The 19,490-nt window shown below is 55.0% G+C and carries 19 protein-coding genes and 1 pseudogene; 5 read left to right on the top strand and 15 right to left on the bottom strand.

Annotation, left to right across the window (positions count from 1 at the left end; all coding sequences use genetic code 11):
* Positions 1-4: 4 nt before the first annotated feature.
* On the bottom strand, positions 5-904 hold the full coding sequence (eamA, locus tag NB069_RS10690) for an O-acetylserine/cysteine exporter (RefSeq protein ID WP_250589324.1): 900 nt from the start codon (positions 902-904) through the stop codon (positions 5-7).
* Positions 905-1,096: 192 nt separating this feature from the next.
* On the opposite strand from eamA, the gene ydeE reads away from it, so the two are divergent.
* Positions 1,097-2,296 (top strand): efflux MFS transporter YdeE, encoded by a 1,200-nt coding sequence (ydeE, locus tag NB069_RS10685; RefSeq protein WP_250589323.1) that lies wholly within the window; start codon positions 1,097-1,099, stop codon positions 2,294-2,296.
* A 95-nt stretch (positions 2,297-2,391) separates the two neighbouring features.
* Here ydeE and zinT read toward each other — a convergent pair whose 3' ends face one another.
* The 9 genes from zinT to NB069_RS22490 all read right to left on the bottom strand — a co-directional run bounded on the left by zinT (position 2,392) and on the right by NB069_RS22490 (position 10,764).
* Positions 2,392-3,033, bottom strand: a complete 642-nt coding sequence (zinT, locus tag NB069_RS10680; RefSeq protein ID WP_250589322.1) for a metal-binding protein ZinT — start codon at positions 3,031-3,033, stop codon at positions 2,392-2,394.
* Between the two features lie 66 nt (positions 3,034-3,099).
* Positions 3,100-3,798, bottom strand: a complete 699-nt coding sequence (gene urtE / locus NB069_RS10675; RefSeq protein WP_250589321.1) for an urea ABC transporter ATP-binding subunit UrtE — start codon at positions 3,796-3,798, stop codon at positions 3,100-3,102.
* Between the two features lie 9 nt (positions 3,799-3,807).
* Positions 3,808-4,605, bottom strand: coding sequence for an urea ABC transporter ATP-binding protein UrtD (gene urtD, locus NB069_RS10670; RefSeq protein ID WP_250589491.1), 798 nt, complete (start codon positions 4,603-4,605; stop codon positions 3,808-3,810).
* Entirely contained in the window at positions 4,605-5,678 is a 1,074-nt protein-coding gene (urtC, locus tag NB069_RS10665) for an urea ABC transporter permease subunit UrtC (protein WP_250589320.1), read from the bottom strand. The genes urtD and urtC overlap by 1 nt, the downstream gene beginning before the upstream one ends.
* A complete protein-coding gene (gene urtB / locus NB069_RS10660) occupies positions 5,678-7,252 on the bottom strand; it encodes an urea ABC transporter permease subunit UrtB (RefSeq protein ID WP_250589319.1) in 1,575 nt (524 codons plus the stop codon). The genes urtC and urtB overlap by 1 nt, the downstream gene beginning before the upstream one ends.
* Positions 7,253-7,277: 25 nt before the next feature.
* Complete coding sequence (urtA, locus tag NB069_RS10655) at positions 7,278-8,549, bottom strand: urea ABC transporter substrate-binding protein (protein WP_250589318.1); 1,272 nt, start codon at positions 8,547-8,549, stop codon at positions 7,278-7,280.
* Between the two features lie 203 nt (positions 8,550-8,752).
* Positions 8,753-9,856, bottom strand: coding sequence for a cobalamin-independent methionine synthase II family protein (locus tag NB069_RS10650; protein ID WP_250589317.1), 1,104 nt, complete (start codon positions 9,854-9,856; stop codon positions 8,753-8,755).
* A 313-nt stretch (positions 9,857-10,169) separates the two neighbouring features.
* Positions 10,170-10,499: a hypothetical protein gene (locus tag NB069_RS10645; RefSeq protein ID WP_250589316.1), complete on the bottom strand. Its 330-nt coding sequence runs from the start codon at positions 10,497-10,499 to the stop codon at positions 10,170-10,172.
* A gap of 130 nt (positions 10,500-10,629) precedes the next feature.
* Positions 10,630-10,764: a hypothetical protein gene (locus tag NB069_RS22490; protein WP_255296466.1), complete on the bottom strand. Its 135-nt coding sequence runs from the start codon at positions 10,762-10,764 to the stop codon at positions 10,630-10,632.
* A 465-nt stretch (positions 10,765-11,229) separates the two neighbouring features.
* Here NB069_RS22490 and NB069_RS10640 point away from each other — a divergent pair, with 465 nt between their 5' ends.
* On the top strand, positions 11,230-11,601 hold the full coding sequence (locus tag NB069_RS10640; protein WP_250589315.1) for a hypothetical protein: 372 nt from the start codon (positions 11,230-11,232) through the stop codon (positions 11,599-11,601).
* 543 nt (positions 11,602-12,144) lie between these two features.
* Here NB069_RS10640 and NB069_RS10635 read toward each other — a convergent pair.
* A pseudogene (locus tag NB069_RS10635) lies at positions 12,145-12,393 on the bottom strand (M3 family metallopeptidase); the annotation flags it as partial.
* Positions 12,394-12,807: 414 nt separating this feature from the next.
* Positions 12,808-13,506, bottom strand: a complete 699-nt coding sequence (gene arsH, locus NB069_RS10630; RefSeq protein WP_250589314.1) for an arsenical resistance protein ArsH — start codon at positions 13,504-13,506, stop codon at positions 12,808-12,810.
* 85 nt (positions 13,507-13,591) lie between these two features.
* On the opposite strand from arsH, the gene NB069_RS10625 reads away from it, so the two are divergent.
* The 3 genes from NB069_RS10625 to arsC are packed head-to-tail and all read left to right on the top strand — an operon-like array spanning position 13,592 to position 15,684.
* Entirely contained in the window at positions 13,592-13,912 is a 321-nt protein-coding gene (locus NB069_RS10625; RefSeq protein ID WP_250589313.1) for a transcriptional regulator, read from the top strand.
* Positions 13,913-13,956: 44 nt separating this feature from the next.
* Positions 13,957-15,246 carry an arsenic transporter gene (locus tag NB069_RS10620; protein ID WP_250589312.1) on the top strand — a complete coding sequence of 430 codons (1,290 nt, stop codon included), beginning with the start codon at positions 13,957-13,959 and terminating at the stop codon, positions 15,244-15,246.
* 12 nt (positions 15,247-15,258) lie between these two features.
* Entirely contained in the window at positions 15,259-15,684 is a 426-nt protein-coding gene (gene arsC, locus NB069_RS10615; RefSeq protein WP_250589311.1) for a glutaredoxin-dependent arsenate reductase, read from the top strand.
* Positions 15,685-16,645: 961 nt separating this feature from the next.
* On the opposite strand, the gene NB069_RS22620 is transcribed toward arsC, so the two are convergent.
* From NB069_RS22620 to NB069_RS10600, 3 genes are read right to left on the bottom strand one after another with little or no spacing between them, the layout of a single operon-like run.
* A complete protein-coding gene (locus NB069_RS22620; protein ID WP_414672017.1) occupies positions 16,646-17,500 on the bottom strand; it encodes a hypothetical protein in 855 nt (284 codons plus the stop codon).
* A 10-nt stretch (positions 17,501-17,510) separates the two neighbouring features.
* Entirely contained in the window at positions 17,511-17,813 is a 303-nt protein-coding gene (locus NB069_RS10605) for a hypothetical protein (protein WP_250589310.1), read from the bottom strand.
* Positions 17,813-19,486 (bottom strand): LamG domain-containing protein, encoded by a 1,674-nt coding sequence (locus NB069_RS10600; RefSeq protein WP_250589309.1) that lies wholly within the window; start codon positions 19,484-19,486, stop codon positions 17,813-17,815. Before NB069_RS10600 ends, NB069_RS10605 begins: the two co-directional genes overlap by 1 nt.
* Positions 19,487-19,490: the final 4 nt, after the last annotated feature.

Here is a 19,490-nt window from a genome sequence, read left to right as displayed (position 1 = left end):
TTTTTTAGCCTCTCACCCGCGCCGTCCGGCGTACGCGAAAGCCAAAGACATTAATATAGAGTCCTGCCATCACCAGAACGGCCCCGACCAGCTGCAACGCACCGAGTTTTTCATCCAGCAGCAGCGCCGCACTGGCGATCCCGACAACCGGGACGAGCAGCGACAGCGGTGCCACCCGCCAGGTTTCATAGCGCCCGAGCAGCGTGCCCCAGATACCGTAGCCGATGATGGTGGCAACAAACGCCAGATAGACCAGCGACAGAATGGTGGTCACGTCAATGGTTACGAGACTGTTGAGCATCACCGTCGGGCCATCCAGCAGATACGACGCCAGCATAAACGGCACGATCGGGATCAGGGCGCTCCACACCACCAGCGACATGACCGCCGGGCGCGCCTCGAGCTGCATGATCTTTTTGTTGAAGATATTGCCGCACGCCCAGCTGAAGGCGGCCGCCAGGGTCAGCAAGAAGCCCAGCAGCGCAACATGCTGCCCGTTGAGGCTGGCTTCGGCCAGCACCAGCACGCCCACTACCGCCAGGGCGATACCCGCCAGCTGTTTGCTCTGCAACCGCTCGCCAAACACCACCGCCCCCAGAATGATGGTAAAGAATGCCTGGGCCTGCAGCACCAGCGAAGCCAGCCCGGCGGGCATGCCGAAGTTAATGGCGCAAAACAGGAAGGCGAACTGGCCGAAGCTGATGGTCAGGCCGTAGCCCAGCAGCAGACGAAACGGGATCTTCGGACGGGCAACAAAGAACAGCGCCGGGAAGGCCACCAGCATAAAGCGTAAACCGGCCAGCATCAGCGGAGGCATATTGTGCAACCCGACCTTGATCACCACAAAATTCAGCCCCCAAACCACCACCACCAGCAATGCCAGCAGCCCGTCTTTGCGCGTCATACCCTGCCCCTGTTTATTAAATTTTTGTAAACACTTACCAAAGTAACGAAAAAATCCGGGAAGGAACAGATCATTATTTCTGACAGGCAGGCGAAGCACTTACGGATAAATTAGGCGCTATACAAGACGCTTATGGCGTGTTAATCCTGATAACACATTACAAAAATTTACACGCAATTGTCGGGCATACAAATGAAGCACTCTCTCAGGCGTTCAACCGCAGCGCTGCTGGCGTCATCGCTACTCCTCACCATTGGCCGCGGTGCCACGCTGCCGTTTATGACCATCTATCTGACCCGCGTCTATAACATGAGCGTGGAGAATATTGGTTATGCCCTGACGGTAGCCCTGACGATTGGGGTGGTGTTCAGCCTGGGTTTTGGCATTCTGGCCGATAAGTTCGATAAAAACCGCTACATGCTGATCGCCATTATCGCGGTGGCGCTGGGTTTCCTCGCGATCCCGCTGGTGAATAACGTGGTGCTGGTGGTGCTGGCCTTTTCGCTGATCAACTGTGCCTATTCGGTCTTTTCCACGGTGCTGAAAGCCTGGTTTTCCGACGTGCTGAACCCGGCGGAAAAGGCGCGGGTATTCTCCCTTAACTACAGCTTTCTGAATATCGGCTGGACCATCGGGCCGCCGCTCAGCACCCTGCTGGTAATGTACAGCCTGCAACTGCCGTTCTGGGTCGCGGCCTTCTGCGCTGCGCTGCCGCTGGTTTTGATTCAGCGCTATGTAAAGAAAAGCGTGGCGGCGGACGCTGAACAGGCCCCGGTGCCGTGGCAGCCGTCGGTACTGCTGCGCGACCGGGCGCTGCTCTGGTACACGCTCTCCGGGCTGCTGGCCTCCTACGTGGGCGGCTCGTTCGCCAGCTGTATTTCGCAGTACGTGCTGGCGGCGGATTATGACAGTGATTTTGCCCAGAACGTGGTGGCCGTAGTGCTGCCGGTGAACGCCGCGATGGTGGTCTCGCTGCAGTACATCATTGGCCGCAAGCTGTCGGCGCGTAATATCCGCCCGCTAATGACCCTCGGCACCCTGTTTTTTGTCCTCGGTCTGGCTGGGTTTATGCTCTCCGGTGAGAACCTGGTTTACTGGGGGATCGCCGCGGCAGTGTTTACCATCGGTGAAATCATCTATGCTCCGGGTGAATATATGCTGATCGACAACATCGCTCCTCCGGGTATGAAAGCCAGCTACTTCTCCGCCCAGGCGCTCGGCTGGCTCGGCGCGGCGTTCAACCCGATGATCACCGGGCTGATCCTGACCCATCTCCCGCACTGGTCACTGTTTGCGATCATGATGGTTGCCATCGTGCTGGCGTGGCTGATGATTCTGCGCGGAATGCAGGTGAAGGCGTGGGTTGAAATGCCCAATTTAGTATCGCGGTAATTGCCCGGCGGCGCTCCGCTTGCACGGGCCTACAAAGTCAACAAACCGTAGGCCGGGTAAGCGATGCGCCACCCGGCACGCAGGTCGCACTCAAATTAATGGTGCAACATCTCCTCAACCACCTGCTCTTTATACATTTCGTTCGGATAATAGGTTGGCCAGTTATCCATCTCTTTTAATAACGCCTCGTGGGAAGTGTTGCCCATAAAGATATGGAAATGGCTGGACTGGCGCGGGCCGATAGTATGGTCGCTGAACTGGACAAACTTCGGTGCCTGGCTGCTGGCGTCCTTACATTCAAACAAATAGCGCACACCCTTTTTACCGGACGCGTAGGTCAGAATTTTGTAGCCGTTAGAGACATATTCACAGCTGGCGACGTTTTTCCCGCGATGAAATTCCATCACGTTATTTTCGATACCGATGGTCTCGACGTCGGTGGCATAACCGGTACGGTAATAGGCTTTCACCTGCTCAAAGGTTTTACTCTTGTCTTTTTCGGCTTTCTTTTTAAACACCGGGTCGAGATCGCCGCTCAGCAAAAACGGATAAACCGACTGCCAGACGCCGTCCCAGTTGGAGAGCGGGCGATCCTTGACGTCTTTATCGTCGAATACGCCGTTTGCCGCTTTTTGTTCCGCCTCGGTCATCTGATGTCCATGCGAATGGGCATAAAGCTGGCCGCTGACCAGCAGCGCCCCCAGAGTCATTGCAAATTTACCAATATGTCCTGCCAAGATGATGTCCTCACTCCGTTTAGAGAGTGAGGATGTTATAGTATAACATCTCACAAGACAACCCTGTTAAATCGCCACCAGGCCGCGAACGCCCTCCTGCTCCATATTCTCGCCGCGTCCGCGCTGGATGATGCTTCCCCTGGACATGAGCAGATAGCTGTCGGCCAGTTCGGCGGCAAAGTCATAGAACTGCTCCACCAGCAGGATCGCCATGTCGCCCCGGTTCGCGAGCTGGCGGATCACCTGCCCAATCTCCTTGATCACCGACGGCTGAATGCCCTCCGTCGGTTCGTCCAGAATGAGCAACTGCGGACGGCTGGCCAGCGCCCGGCCAATCGCCAGCTGCTGTTGCTGGCCGCCCGAGAGATCGCCGCCCCGGCGCTGCTTCATCTCCTGTAAAACCGGAAACAGCCGCCAGATTTCGTCGGGGACCTGCCTGGCCTCTTTGGCGGGGAATCGCGACAGCCCCAGCAGCAGGTTTTCCTCCACCGTGAGGCGGGGGAAAATATCCCGCCCCTGGGGCACGTAAGCCACCCCCGCCTGCACCCGCTGGTGCGGTCGGGCCTGAGTGATGTTTTTGCCCTGCCAGAGGATCTCGCCGTTGCGCGCCGGGATCAGCCCCATCAGGCACTTCAGCAGCGTGGTTTTACCCACCCCGTTGCGCCCGAGCAGGCAGGTGACTTCGCCGGGCAGCGCCTCAAAACTGACCCCGCGCAGGATGTGGCTCCCGCCGTAATACTGATTCAGTTCGTTAACCTTAAGCATCCGCGCTCCTTAGCGTCCAAGATAGACTTCAATCACCTGCTCGTTGGCCTGCACCTCGCGCAGCGAGCCCTCCGCCAGCACCCGGCCCTGATGGAGAACCGTCACGCGATCGGCAATGGTTTCGACAAAGCCCATGTCATGCTCCACCACCATCAGCGAATGTTTGCCCGCCAGAGTGCGAAACAGCTCCGCGGTGTACTCGGTTTCGGCGTCGGTCATCCCCGCGGCCGGTTCATCGAGCAGCAGCAGATGCGGCTCCTGCACCAGCAGCATGCCGATCTCCAGAAACTGCTTTTGACCGTGGGACAGCAGCCCCGCCCGGCGATGACGCTCCGCCCCCAGCCGCAGCAGGCCCAGCATCTCATTGATGCGGTCGCCCTGCTCGCTGTTCAGCCGGGCGCGCAGGCTGGCCCACACCGATTTATCGCCCTTCATCGCCAGCTCGAGGTTTTCCCATACCGTCAGCGCCTCAAACACGGTCGGCTTCTGGAACTTGCGCCCGATGCCCTGGCGGGCAATGGCTATCGAATCGAGACTGGTGAGATCCGTGGACTGATCGTAAATCGCCCGCCCGCTCTGGGGGCGCGTTTTACCGGTGATGACGTCCATCAGCGTGGTTTTGCCCGCGCCGTTGGGGCCGATCACGCAGCGCAGTTCCCCCACGCCGATGTTCAGCGACAGGTCGGTAAGGGCCTTAAAACCGTCAAAGCTGACGTTGATCCCCTCCAGCTGCAACACCGGGTCGGTCTGGTCGCGATAGCGATCCCCGGGAAGCTGGCGGGTGAATAACGCTTCGGCTGGCTGCATCATTTATCCCCTTTGCGCAACAGGCCCATGACCCCGTGCGGTAAAAACAGCGTGACGGCAATAAAGATCAGCCCCAGAAACAGCTGCCAGTACTCCGGCATCACCACCGTAAAGAGGCTTTTCGCCCCGTTAACCAGGGCAGCGCCTACCACCGGGCCAATCAGGGTTCCGCGCCCGCCAAGGGCCACCCAGATCGCCGCTTCAATGGAGTTGGTGGGCGACATCTCGCCGGGGTTGATGATCCCCACCTGCGGAACATAGAGCGCCCCGGCCAGCCCGCACAGCACGGCGGATAATGTCCAGACCAGCAACTTAAAGCCGCGAGGATCGTAGCCGCAGAAGGTCAGGCGGTTTTCCGCATCGCGCACCGCGGTCAGAATGCGGCCAAATTTGCTTTTCGCCAGCGCATAGCCCACCGCCAGCGACACGGCCAGCAGCAGCACGGTGGCAATAAAGAGCCCGATACGCGTTGTGGTGGCCGTAACCGGGAAGCCCAGCAGCGTGGTGAAGCCGGTAAAACCGTTGTTGCCGCCAAAGCCGGTTTCATTGCGAAAGAACAGCAGCATTCCGGCGAAGGTCAGCGCCTGGGTCATGATGGAGAAATAGACCCCTTTGATTTTTGAGCGGAAGGCAAACCAGCCGAACAACAGCGCCAGCAGGCCCGGCACCAGGACAATCAGCGCCAGCGCCCAGGCAAAATGCTGGGTACCCCACCAGTACCAGGGCAGCTCGCTCCAGGAGAGGAACGACATAAAGGCCGGTAAACCGTCGCCTGCGGCCTGGCGCATCAGGTACATCCCCATGGCATAGCCGCCAAGGGCAAAAAACAGGCCGTGGCCGAGAGACAGCATCCCGGCGTAGCCCCACACCAGATCGAGCGCCACCGCGACAATGGCGTAGCAGAGAATTTTACCCACCAGCGTCAGCATCCAGGTGGATACGGCAAGCGGATGGCTGGCGGGCAGCAGGGCCAGAAACGGCAGCACCAGCAGTGCCGTCAGGATCAGGGCGCCGAGTATCGATACGCTGCGCGGCGCCTTGCGCGCCAGCGTTAAGGTCATTGGCTGGCTCATCAGTCGATTACCCTCCCTTTCAGTGCAAATAACCCCTGCGGACGTTTCTGAATAAACAGAACGATCGCCACCAGAATCACGATTTTGCCGAGCACGGCGCCCATCTGCGGCTCGAGGATTTTATTGAAAATCCCAAGCCCGAAGGCGGCCGCCACGCTCCCGGCCAGTTGCCCGACGCCGCCAAGCACGACCACCAGGAAGGAATCGATAATGTAGCCCTGGCCCAGCTCCGGCCCGACGTTGCCCAGCTGCGACAGCGCCACCCCGCCGAGCCCAGCAATTCCGGAACCCAGCCCGAAGGCGAGCATGTCCACGCGCCCGGTGGGCACCCCGCAACAGGCCGCCATGCTGCGGTTCTGCGTCACCGCCCGCACGTTCAGCCCCAGACGGGTTTTATTGAGGATGAGCCAGGTGAAGAACAGCACCAGCAGGACAAAGCCGAGCACCACCAGCCGGTTCCACGGCAGGATCAGGCTGGCATACACCTGCACGCCCCCGGAGAGCCACGCCGGGTTGGCCACTTCGAGGTTTTGGGCGCCAAACAGCATCCGCACCAGCTGGATCAGCATCAGGCTGATGCCCCATGTTGCGAGCAGCGTCTCCAGCGGTCGGCCATACAGGTGGCGGATCACCGTGCGCTCAAGGGCCATCCCCACCGTCGCCGTCAGCATAAAGGCGACCGGCAGCGCCACCAGCGGGTAAAAGGTGAGCCACTGCGGGGTAAACTGCGCCATCGCCTGCTGCACCAGCCAGGTGGCATAGGCCCCGAGCATCAGCATCTCCCCGTGGGCCATATTAATCACGCCCAGCAGGCCGTAGGTGATCGCCAGCCCGAGCGCCGCCAGCAGCAGAATGGAACCCAGCGAGAGGCCCATAAAGGCCTGGCCCAGCAGGTCGCCGATCGTCTGGCGATGCTGGATCTGGCGCAGGCTTTCCGCGGCGGCTTCACGCACGCCGGCATCTGGCTCCGTCTGCGCGCGGGTATAGGGCAACAGACGGGCCTGCACTTCCGGATCGCTCGACTCACCCAGCAGCGTCACGGCCTGCTTGCGCACCGCAGGTTGCGGGCTGGTCAGTTGCAGGCTGGCGACGGCAAGGCTCAGTACCTGGCGCACGGCATCGTCTTTTTCGCCCACCAGCTGGCGTTGTAAAAAGGGCAGCATCTGCGGCTGCGGGTCGCGCTGCAGTTGACGTGCGGCCGCCAGCCTTTCAGTGACACTGTCACCTGTAAGTTGATGGGTGGCGAGTGCCGTGGCGGCCAGCACCCTGAGGCGGTTAGTGAGACGCACCGCCTTCGTGGAGCCCTGTGCCCGAGCGGCTTCCCCCAGGGCAATAACCCCGCCGTCCTGGCGGGTAAAGGCATGTTTGTTGTCGTCGACAACGAGGTTCTCTTGCTTCAGCGCGCGCAGGAGCGGCAGCCGGGCCGGATCCGGCGCGGCGGCCCACTGCTCCAGCAGTACGGCCTGCTGGCTGCGGCTGGCGGCAACAAAATTATCGGCGTCCGTTGCCTGTGCCATCCCTGGCAGCAGCCCGGCAAGCCATACGAGAGCGAAGATCATGCGCATGACGTTCATGGCTTTACCCCTTTATGATCCGTAATCAGTTGCTGGCTGTTTTAATCGGCGTGTCGGGCTTTTTGTCATTCCCGGCGATGTATGGGCTCCACGGCTGGGCGCGTACCGGCTCTTCGGTCTGCCACACCACGTTGAACTGGCCGTTGCCTTCGATTTCGCCAATCATCACCGGTTTATGCAGATGGTGGTTGGTGGCATCCATGGTCAGGGTGAAGCCCGACGGGGCTTTGAAGGACTGGCCCGCCATGGCGGCACGCACCTTATCCACGTCGGTAGTACCGGCTTTTTCCACCGCCTGGGCCCACATATGGATCCCCACGTAGGTGGCTTCCATCGGGTCGTTGGTCACGACCGTATCGGCGTTCGGCAGCTTCTGCGTTTTCGCCCAGTTTTTGTACGCCGCCACGAAGGTCTGGTTGGCCGGGTTATCCACCGATTCGAAGTAGTTCCACGCCGCCAGGTTACCCACCAGCGGTTTGGTATCGATACCGCGCAGCTCCTCTTCACCCACGGAGAAGGCAACGACCGGCACGTCGGTGGCTTTCACCCCCTGGTTCGCCAGCTCTTTGTAGAACGGCACGTTGGAGTCGCCGTTGATGGTAGAGACCACCGCAGTTTTGCCGCCAGCGGAGAACTTCTTAATGCTGGCAACGATGGTCTGGTAATCGCTGTGGCCGAACGGGGTGTAGACCTCTTCGATGTCTTTATCCTGTACCCCTTTCGAGTGCAGGAAGGCGCGCAGGATCTTGTTGGTGGTGCGTGGGTAGACGTAGTCGGTGCCCAGCAGGAAGAAGCGCTTCGCCGCCCCGCCGTCCTCGCTCATCAGGTATTCCACCGCCGGAATAGCCTGCTGGTTAGGCGCAGCCCCGGTGTAGAAAACGTTCGGGGACATCTCTTCCCCTTCGTACTGCACCGGATAGAACAGCAGGCCGTTCAGCTCCTCAAACACCGGCAGGACCGATTTGCGCGACACCGAGGTCCAGCAGCCAAACACCGCAGCCACCTTATCCTGGCTTAACAGCTGGCGGGCTTTCTCGGCAAACAGCGGCCAGTTAGAGGCCGGGTCGACCACCACCGGCTCCAGTTTTTTGCCCAGTACGCCGCCTTTGGCGTTGATTTCATCGATGGTCATCAGCGCCACGTCTTTCAGCGGCGTTTCGGAGATGGCCATCGTCCCGGAGAGCGAATGCATGATGCCAATTTTTATGGTGTCGGCGGCCTGCACGCTAAAACTCATCCCCATGGCCACCACGGAGGCCGATAAAGCAAAGGCTTTTAACAAGGTACGACGATGCATAATTTTCACTCCTGAAAAGAAAGCTGTGCGAAATCGTCCGTTACGGCGTGGACGCAGAAAAAGCATTCAGGATCAGACAGAGCAAAAAGGATGCCAGAACGAAAATTCAGCGAGTTCAGGAGGCTGGAGAGGATTTGACAGGCAGGCGCGGATCAGGATGGCACAGCGTTGCACTTTATTAATGCAACGCTGTGGATAAGGGATTACCAGACTTCGCTGGCGATTTGCGTGACCAGGCGAACCTTGTCCCACTGCTGGGCTTCGGTCAGGGCGTTACCCTCTTCGGTAGAGGCAAAGCCGCACTGCGGGCTAAGGCAGATCTGGTCTTTCGCCACATATTTCGCCGCCTCTTCCAGACGCGCTTTCACCCCTTCCGGGTTCTCCAGCTCGCCGCTTTTGGTGGTGATAAGTCCCAGGACTACCTGCTGCTTGCCGGGACGAATAAAGCGTAACGGGGCAAAGTCGCCGCTGCGATCGTTATCGTATTCCAGGAAGAATGCATCGACGTTGACGGTGCCGAACAGGATCTCCGCCACCGGCTCGTAGCCCCCTTCAGAGATCCAGGTCGAGCGGAAGTTACCCCGGCAGACGTGCAGCCCGATGGTCAGATCGTCCGGTTTGCCTTCCAGCGCCTTGTTTAATACGCGAGCATAGGTACGCGCCAGCTGGTCCGGGTCGTCGCCACGCTCCAGAATCTGACGGCGCTGATCGTCCGAGCAAAGGTAGGCCCAGACGGTGTCGTCCAGCTGCAGGTTGCGGCAGCCCGCGGCATAGAAGGCATGGATTGCATCGCGCCAGGTCCGGGCCAGGTCATCGAAGTAGACCTCCAGATCCGGATAAACTGTGGCGTCGATGACCTTACGCCCGCCGCGGAAATGCAGCACGCTCGGGCTCGGGATGGTCATCTTCGGCTGAGCATTGCCGCTGACGCTTTGCAGATAGCGGAAGTCGTCGAGCATCGGATGGCTGCCAAAGCCCAGCTTACCGGTGACGCGCACCCCGTGGGCTTTGGTCTGCACGCCGTTGAACTGGATCCCCTGCTCGGATTCGTAACGCTCCACGCCCTGCAGGCCGTCGAAGAAATCAAAGTGCCACCAGGCGCGACGAAACTCGCCGTCCGTTACTACATGAAGACCGCAGGCGCACTGCTGTTCAACCACATGACGAATCGCTTCATCTTCTACGGCACGCAGCTGCTGGGCATCGATCTCACCGCTGGCAAATTTCACTCGCGCCTGTTTGATGGCGTCGGGACGTAAAAAGCTACCTACCACATCGGCACGGTACGGGGCGTGTTGTCGCTGCATGCTTATCTCCTTTAACTGCCGCCAGGTAATTGCCGACAGTGATAATTCATTATTTGAATATTTAGACTTCTGGATGGCTATATGTCCAAAAGATGTCACAGCGCGGGCTCGGGAGCAAACGAGAAAAATTCATCGGTGTTGAAAAAAATTCATGATCCAGCGAAAGGGCAAAAAAAACCGCCAGAGACTGGCGGTAAATGCTTGCATGGATAGATTTGTATTTTGATATCTACGGACCCGGCAATCCATACCGGGCTGCGGATCCTGAACAAGCTAGCATGGTGAAGATAAATGAAGACTAAACAACCTTGCTCTACGCCCCCTGTCTGCTGGCACTTTTCTGGCGCAAGGCCCGGGACAACAGCCACACCAGGGTGCAGGCCACCACCGGCACCAGCCAGTCGAGCAGGCTGGCCACATTCCATACCTGCCAGTCAAACCCGCCCCACCACGGCATGTTGGCCCGCTTGCCGTGCCCAAAGAGCGCAATCCAGCGGTATTCAGCCTGGGTCTGCTCCCGGGCGATAAACCACAGCGCACCCAGCGCCCCGCCGACGCCCCACCGGCCCCCTTTCAGGCCACATAAACACTGAACAGTGACGGCCGCTAAGGCATGTAGTACAGGGGAAAAATCCATCATCATCCTTTAAACAGGCAACGTTAAACGCGCCATCATAATAAGACTGCGCAGGAATATGAAAGAAAGATTTCCGGGCCTTAGCAGGGCATTTGTTCAGAACGTAAAAAACCGCCCGAAGGCGGTTAAAATGTTTTTAGAGCGGTTTCCTGGTTACGTCAGGATCGTCAACGACCGGCGGGTCATTCACATCGGGTACGTCAGGAATGTCATCATCAGGAAGCGGTTCATCATCAGGAAGAGGATCAACGTAATCGGGACGATCGGTCATAAAACCTCCGTCAAACATGGTATGAGGGACTACTTAGCTTTACCCGGTTTCTGTTGGGACTGATCGTCTTTCGGGTTCTTTTGAGACTGCTTAGACTGATCTTTGTTAGCACCTTGATCGTTGGATTTCATTTTGAACTCCTGTGGGTGTATGCGGCAACCTGCCGCTCTTAAAATATAAGACATGCTTATGGTTATATCGAGCGAGGCGAGAGCATAAAGACGTAAGCAATTATTTTATTTATTGAATGCTCAAAGCGTTAGCTCGCAAAACTTAACCAAAAATGAAAAAAACCGGGCATCGCGCCCGGTTCTGTCTCCCGTCTGAAAATGCCCAACAGACCCTCAGCCTCTGGACTGCTGTGCAGGCGCTTTTACATTTCATTTTTTTATCTTTGGCGGGCAATTCAGAATAATTATCCGGTACAACATACAACTTGCTCATAAAGAGAAGGCCAACGTCATAGTGGCAACCGCAATAGTTAAAGTGAAGAGCATTCTGAATGCAGTTCCTCTAACTTTGGCTAGCATTGATTATGAAGTTATCATCAACAAACTGGAGGTTTTATTGTCTAATCTATACGACGAAAAAGGCTATGTCATAATCGGAGAAGCGGCACTCTCACTCGCACTCAAAGATCTGGATATTACTGTTCCATCTATTATCAGAGAACTCACCCGCATGGCTGAGGGAAGCATAAGCGAGGAGCGTATTTATTCAATTTCTGAGACCAGAAACTGGCTTATTCAGGCCACCGAAAGAGATGTAGTGTCCGTGCCTTATATTAAGACGATATTGGGCCTGAACGACGAAAAGATCAGATACTCCGAAATGTAGTCCGGCTCCGGCCGGGAACGATGTAGAAGATAACTTTACGGTTACGCCTGGCGTTACCGGCTGGAGACAATGTCAAGGACGACACCCATTCCCGTTCCTCCCCAAACCTAATCATCTGTTGTGTCCAAGGCGTGATTAATCTCTTTAGTGGTTGTCGCGCTCCAGTATTAGATGAAACCCTAAACCTAAATTATCAGATATAAATTCTTATAACTGAGACTTTTCCTAACAATTCAATTACATTCACGTCTCCTTGAAACGATGACCATTTGGTCTCCCTTCTGAAGCGTAGGATTTCGATTAGGAAGGGATATTTTTTGCTGCGTTGGCGGCAATCGCCTCGCGGAATGTCCGGATGGGTCTTTAGCCCCTGGCTTCTTTATCATGTAATCTCAAGCGGAAATGTGAAGATGTGGCTACGTGAATAATCGGGCCGTATCCCCCTGCAAATTTCGCAGAATTTAAGGATTCATTTTGGGCAAGAAAAAAGCGAACAAAAAACCGGGCATTGCGCCCGGTTCTGTTTCCAGCCTGAAAAAGCCCTTACGCGCTCAAGCCGCGATTCACCAGCATCGGCTCGATCTGCGGATCGTGCCCGCGCCACTGGCGATAAAGTTCAGCTAAATCAGTGCTGTTCCCGCGGGACAAAATCGCCTCGCGGAATTTCTGGCCGTTTTCGCGGGTCAGTCCGCCCTCTTCTACGAACCACTGATAGCCGTCGTCGGCCAGCATTTGGGTCCACAGATAGGCGTAATAGCCGGCTGCGTAGCCGCCCCCGAAGATATGGGCGAAGCATACTATTCAAATGGCATTTTTATTAATTGAAAACAAAGGGATAAGTTGCAATTGAAGTGTTGATTTGCACCATTTCCGCTACCAATACAACTCCATGCTATTCAGTAGGTTGCATATCGTTTTGGGGAAGAATTTCTCACAGAAACACCATACACCCACTCATAATGCTCACATTTCACACAATTAATACCTAAAAACCGCTAGGAGACATAAAAACCATACCATTGAAACTTTGCGTAACCGCTTCCAGAAATCACACCCGCCGCTCTACAACGACACCCACCTTGGCAAAATTGCCATCAATCCGTTTGTAAGATTTGAAGGTACGCACCGCTTCGTACACTTCGTCCGCTGTGTGCCAATAGCGGACGTTGTTAAGCTCATGCAGTATGGATTAACGAAGAAAAGGCATTATATTTTGTCCTGATTGACACGGGATGAAAGCTCCTGATGGCTCTCTTTTCGCTCGCTGTAACGATCCGCAAGATAGCCGGTTTGTCCCTTAAGCAGCAGCGTGATTTTAAACAGCTCCTCGGCTACATCGACGATGCGGTCATACCATGACGAAGGTTTCATACGTCCATTTTCATCGAATTCCTGCCAGGCTTTAGCCACAGAAGACTGGTTGGGGATCGTAAACATCCGCATCCAGCGGCCCAGAATACGCATCTGGTTTACTGCATTGAAGGACTGGGAGCCGCCGCAAACCTGCATTACTGCCAGTGTTTTGCCCTGTGAAGGACGAACCGCGCCTTCACTTAAGGGTATCCAGTCGATCTGCGCCTTCATAACTGCGCTCATAGCCCCGTGCCGTTCCGGAGAACTCCACACCATCCCGTCACACCATCTGACCAGACCGCGTAGCTCTGTGACTTTAGGATTCGTGTCCGGAGCATCATCCGGCAGGGGTAAACCGGAGGGGTTAAAGAGTTTTACCTCCGCGCCCATTGCCGTCAGCAGGCGACCGGCTTCTTCCGCGGCAAAGCGGCTGTAGGAGCGCTCTCTTACTGAGCCATACAGGATCAGAATCCGTGGCGGCTCCTGCAGGTGCAGGCGTTCAGCGATGTGTTGATCAAAGCATTCGGTGTTCAGGGCAGGAAATTGTTCCATTTTTCTCCTCCAGAGAGAGCAGATGATTTCAAAGTTAACATATATGATTTATCATATGTATATTCTAAAGGGAACGGAGTGAAAAATGCTACAACCTGTTCAGCTTTTCAAAATCCTGTCGGATGAAACCCGGCTCGCCATCATCATGCTTCTCCGGGAGACCGGTGAACTGTGCGTCTGCGATATCTGCGCGGCCACCTCCGAATCGCAGCCCAAAATCTCGCGACATATGGCTATCCTTCGCGATGCTGGGCTGGTTCTTGACCGTCGTGAAGGCAAATGGATCCACTATCGTCTGTCACCCCACATACCGGCGTGGGCAGCTGAGACAATCACAACGTCCTGGCAGTGTATGCGCGAGGATGTGCGTGAATGGCTGGATAAATCAGCCTGCACCTCCTGCTGAGGCAGGAAAATACATATACATAACCATATATGATGGAGTCTGAGATGCTTCTGGCAGGGAGTATATTTTTACTGACGCTGGTACTGGTGATCTGGCAACCCAGAGGCCTGAGTATTGGCTGGAGCGCGAGTATCGGAGCTGCGCTGGCGCTGGGTACTGGAGTCATCCATATCGCTGATATTCCCGTTGTCTGGAATATCGTCTGGAACGCGACAGCGGCATTTATTGCGGTCATCATCATCAGCCTGTTGCTCGATGAGTCCGGCTTCTTTGAATGGGCCGCACTGCACGTCTCCCGCTGGGGTAACGGACGTGGCCGCCTTTTGTTTACCTGGATAGTCTTGCTCGGGGCTGCTGTTGCTGCGTTATTTGCCAATGACGGCGCCGCACTAATCCTGACGCCGATTGTAATTGCGATGCTGCTCGCACTGGGATTCAGCCAGGGCACGACACTGGCCTTTGTCATGGCCGCAGGATTTATTGCAGATACGGCCAGCCTGCCGCTCATTGTTTCTAACCTTGTGAATATCGTCTCGGCAGACTTCTTCGGTCTGGGCTTTACGCAGTACGCCTCCGTGATGATCCCCGTGGATGCGGCAGCGATTGCGGCCACACTGGTCATGCTGCATCTCTTCTTCCGCAGGGATATTCCGGCAACGTATGACGTTTCGCTGCTGAAGAAGCCTGCCAGTGCAATCAAGGATCCGGCAACCTTCAGGGCGGGCTGGATTGTCCTGTTATTGCTGCTTGTCGGTTTCTTTGTTCTGGAGCCGCTGGGGATCCCGGTCAGTGCGATAGCGGCGGCTGGCGCAGCAGTGTTGTTTGTGGTGGCGAAACGAGGCCATGCCATCAACACCGGGAAAGTCCTGCGCGGTGCGCCATGGCAGATCGTTATTTTCTCGCTGGGCATGTATCTGGTCGTCTACGGTATGCGTAACGCAGGACTAACTGAATATCTTTCTGCCGTACTCAATATGTTGGCAGACAAAGGTTTATGGGCTGCCACGTTTGGTACCGGTTTTATGACTGCGTTTCTGTCGTCTGTGATGAACAATATGCCGACGGTACTGATTGGCGCGCTCTCGATTGACGGGAGTACGGCGACCGGCGTCGTCAAAGAGGCAATGGTTTATGCCAATGTGATTGGCTGCGATTTAGGCCCGAAAATCACCCCGATTGGCAGTCTGGCAACCCTGCTGTGGCTGCATGTGCTTGCCCAGAAAAATATAAAGATTACCTGGGGATATTACTTCCGTACCGGCATTGTCATGACTGTGCCGGTGCTGTTTGTCACCTTGGCCGCGCTGGCGTGGCGGCTCTCTGTCACTTTGTAATGAGATACTGATATGAGCAACATTACCATCTATCACAACCCAGCCTGTGGCACCTCACGCAACACGCTGGAGATGATCCGTAACAGCGGCAACGAACCGACGATAATTTATTATCTCGATACGCCCCCGACCCACGATGAGTTGATTAAACTTATTTCAGATATGGGAATTACGGTACGTGCATTGCTGCGTAAGAATGTTGAGCCTTATGAACAACTGGGACTTGATGAAGAGAAATTTAGTGATGAGCAGTTGATTGATTTCATGCTTCAACATCCGATCCTGATTAATCGGCCGATTGTCGTTACGCCGCTTGGCACTCGTCTTTGCCGTCCTTCAGAAATAGTGCTGGATATTCTACCGGAAGGCCAGAAAGGAGTGTTTACCAAAGAGGATGGCGAGAAGGTCATTGACGAAACGGGGAAGCGGGTTAAGTAATCTGCCCACTTCAAAATATCGGACGCCTGTTTACGCTATGCGGGCGTCCGCTTTTCGCTCTTAGCAGACCTCGCGACGCTTCAGGTGGTCAGCTTTGTATCACAAGAAGCCTAAACCACTTGTTTAGGCCAGCGCCTTTTGCGCGACGCTGGAAGGATGGAGCGCGTAGTAAGCCGGGTTCCGCATACAGAACATAACGCACCGTGTGGCAGATTTTGTATGGGATCGAAGGATGTGAAAAAGAACCGGTTACTTCTGCATACAGGACAGAGAAATTTCATAACAGGTATGACCCTCACGGCGCTGGCTGAACTGACATCATACATAGTTTCGTTATAAATAAAGGTGCAATGATTAACATTTCTTAATGTTTTTGTAGCCAGGCTTAAAAGCACTGACTAACAAACATGACCAAATGCAATGAACCAGCAGCGCTCGCAGTTTAGGGTAGAGCCACGCGTCATCCTGAACGAGTTAATGTTGCTCCGGACCGCACCAGATATTTAATAATGCCCGGGAAAGACCGATAAGACCCGACACGATAAGCACAAACAAAACGGCTAACAAAACAACTCCCGCCATCAGAGATTCCTTCTCAAAGTTGTAAAAAATGCCTGCCGATTAAGCAGGCAAATGAAATCAGCACAAACATATAGCTTACCCTGATACAGGTGCCGGGTGTCTCCCGGTGACTCGTTATCAGTCACACGAGCCGCAAGCATATCTGCATTCAGCAGTTAACTGGATTGCCCCGCCGCACAGGGGGATTCAACTTCATTAAATTTAGATGATTTTAAACGAAGCGCTAATGCTATCTACCTAAAGTAATGGCTTATGCTGCCGATACGTTAATAACCTGCGCCCTGAACGCGGGATTGATAACAACACTTAGGGAGTTACGCCCGCTCCCGTGCGGGCTTTTTTTCTATCTTGAGTTGTTCGCAGATACGGCTGATGATAATTATGGCTGAACATCCGGCTGTTCTTCTGGGACTGTTTCAGCCATAGCAGCCGCGGCCTCCAGCTGGCGCTCATTCCAGATGCTGTCCACCGGCATCTCCACGCGGATGGAGACATACTGATCCGCTGGAATGTCGATTGGGTCACCTTCGTTAAAACCTTCCCGTTCGTTACGGGCGAACTCCGGCGCGCCCGGGTGAGTCCGATGATACGTTTTCACCAGCACTGAACCGTCCGGGTTCACTTTGTAATCCAGCCAGATCAGCGGCTGGCGATTGCGGTCTTTGGGGATATCAAACCCGCCATCGATACCACCCCACGCTGCATCAGCATTCAGCCCGAGACAGCCCGTGATGAGATAAACGCCTTCCCCCTGGCGCGTTACGGTCACGCCTTCAGATTCATAGTTCGTTTCCGAAGAGCCATCGGCATAAACTTTGACGATTGGGGATGCTGACTTTAACGTGCCATCGGCTGCTTTGGTGGTATTGGAATCGGTATATACCTTACAGATTTTCCCGTCATACGTTGGAGATGAACTGAGCAGCCGCAGGTATAACTCAGGCGGCACATCAAGGCGTGCCGGGAAGCAAAACTGAAATGCGGTTGAGGCATCAAAGGGCATGCCCAGCACTGCAGTATTGTTGTCGATGCCGCCCAGCAGCATCTTGGCGTTATAAGCCCCAAATCCTTTACGATCACCCTGGTTGATGCTCGCCAAATTACTGCTGCCCAGTCCAAAAGCACCGACCTCCATCACGTTTCCTGAGGATGTTCCGACATCCCGCTGTGCAGCTGACTTCAGCCCAGAGATGTCCGCAGCGGCAAGGCTAATAGTATCTTTTCTGTTTGCCATGTTGTGCTCCTTATGCCCAGACCCGGTATGGGGTGGCAGGGAATACGTTGAACGGGTCTAATGATGCCAGTTCCAGTGAGTCGTCAGTGACACGCAAATTGACGTGATAGCCGGGTTCAGTGGTGTATTTAATAGTTTCGTTTTCCTCACCGGGATTAATAATTTCTCCGGGTACGATAATCACGCCGACCACATCCAGGCTGATATCCGGGTGAGATAGACCACCCTGCTCATCATCATCCACAAACCCAGCCGCGATTAATTGCATGCGCATTTCAGCAGCGTCGTTAAAACGCAGATATAAGTCTCTCATTAGCGGAGTCCATTAATTTGGTTAGGGGTTAACAGGCGATGCCAGATACGGAAGTTGCGAATGTGGTAAACAAATCTCACAGATAGCGATTGGTTTATATTTCCTATGTAAGAAATGCCCTGAGTCGTGCCGTTTGGAGGGCTGGTTTTTGAATTGGTTGCACCGCTGTAATAACTGGATATTTTATTTCCTTCCGTCGTGTGGACAAATACACCGCTTCCACCCTGAGGGCAGGGCACACTTATACCTCCGCCGTCACGGTATGACCTTATAGTATTGTCGTTAGCCCACCTGCAAATAATGTCATTGCTTGGACCCTGCACTTTAACAACCTCGACATAACCCGCGGCGCTTTGCAAATATTTAGGGTAAAACTCAAACGCCAAAGTCCTGTTAAATAAACTTGCGAGAGACGGGTATCCGCAGTTTTCTTTGGGGATTTGCCAGAGATCCGCACCTCTTGTAGCTGCTGATGCTCCGGTCTGAATGTATGATGTCGGGAATGGTCCATCTTCTACCTGTGCGCCCCAGACATATAAACCAGATACACCGTCACCGGCATAGCTTGCGGTCACACCATCTTTCGCTAATTGCAGACGGAAAACGCTACTCTGAGTAGCCCCGGCTGTAACTGCCATCCAGACACGGTAAACACCATTTCCGAGGTCTTCAAAACCACGATCAAGGTATTGAGCACCGACAGCGCCACCAACGAAGGCCCCTGCAACGGGGTCAAAGAACACGCCCGCTGTGGTTCCCGTTGCGACGCGTAAATATAAAAGACGAGAGTTTGTATGAGCTTTAACAAATACTGAATAACAGTATATCGTGCCGGCAGTTAAGGTGATGTTACGGTCTTGCGCGTAGTGTTCCGCGGTTGCTGTATCTTCAACTACCAGCGCCATTGTCTTATCGGCGCGAGGCGAGTCGCCGCTATTATTGGTCGTAACGACTCTTGAACCTGTCCCCCATTGCTCAGAATAGGTATACAGGTTCGTGATTTGTGGCTCAATTAATAGTCCCTCTTTCTCGAAACGAGGTTCATTAATATCCGCGTTTCGCATTATCCCGGATTTCTCGATATAAGTTGCGACAGTTGACCGGGTGAATGTTGCAGACTTTGATGGTAATTCCACCATCTTTCCGGAAATAGTCAAAGTATCGTAAGGTGCAATACCTTCCATTTTCATACTATCGTTGAACGGCACCCACACATCCGGGTGCGGCGCGGCCTCATAGGGCACAGACGTCAGCAGCTGGGCGGCGGCCAGGGAGGATGCGGCACTGCTGGCACTGGCTGTTGCGTTAGTCTCCGACGTTTTGGCATTCGTCTCAGACGTTTTCGCATTGGTTTCTGAGGTTTTGGCGGCATTCTTCGATGCGAGTGCGTTACCCTCAGACGTTGCCGCGTTCGTGGCGCTTTGTGCTGCTGCATTTTTTGACGCCAGAGCATTCGTTTCACTGGTTTTGGCTGCAGCGGCGCTGGTTCCTGCCGCGTTAGCTGCGGTGATCAGCCTGGACCAGCTCGGGCCGGTCTTTTTCGAACCGTCAGCCAGCGTTACTGTGACGTCACCGGTACCCGATAAAATCAGGTCCTGGTTGACGATATCAATTTGCGCCTGGCGAAATCCTTCCGTGACGGATTTCGCTAAATCGTCATCAATCGTTGCCATTCGT

This window comes from Leclercia adecarboxylata (assembly GCF_023639785.1).
Taxonomy (GTDB): Bacteria; Pseudomonadota; Gammaproteobacteria; order Enterobacterales; family Enterobacteriaceae; genus Enterobacter; species Enterobacter adecarboxylatus_D.
This window is presented reverse-complemented; position numbering and strand designations above follow the sequence as displayed.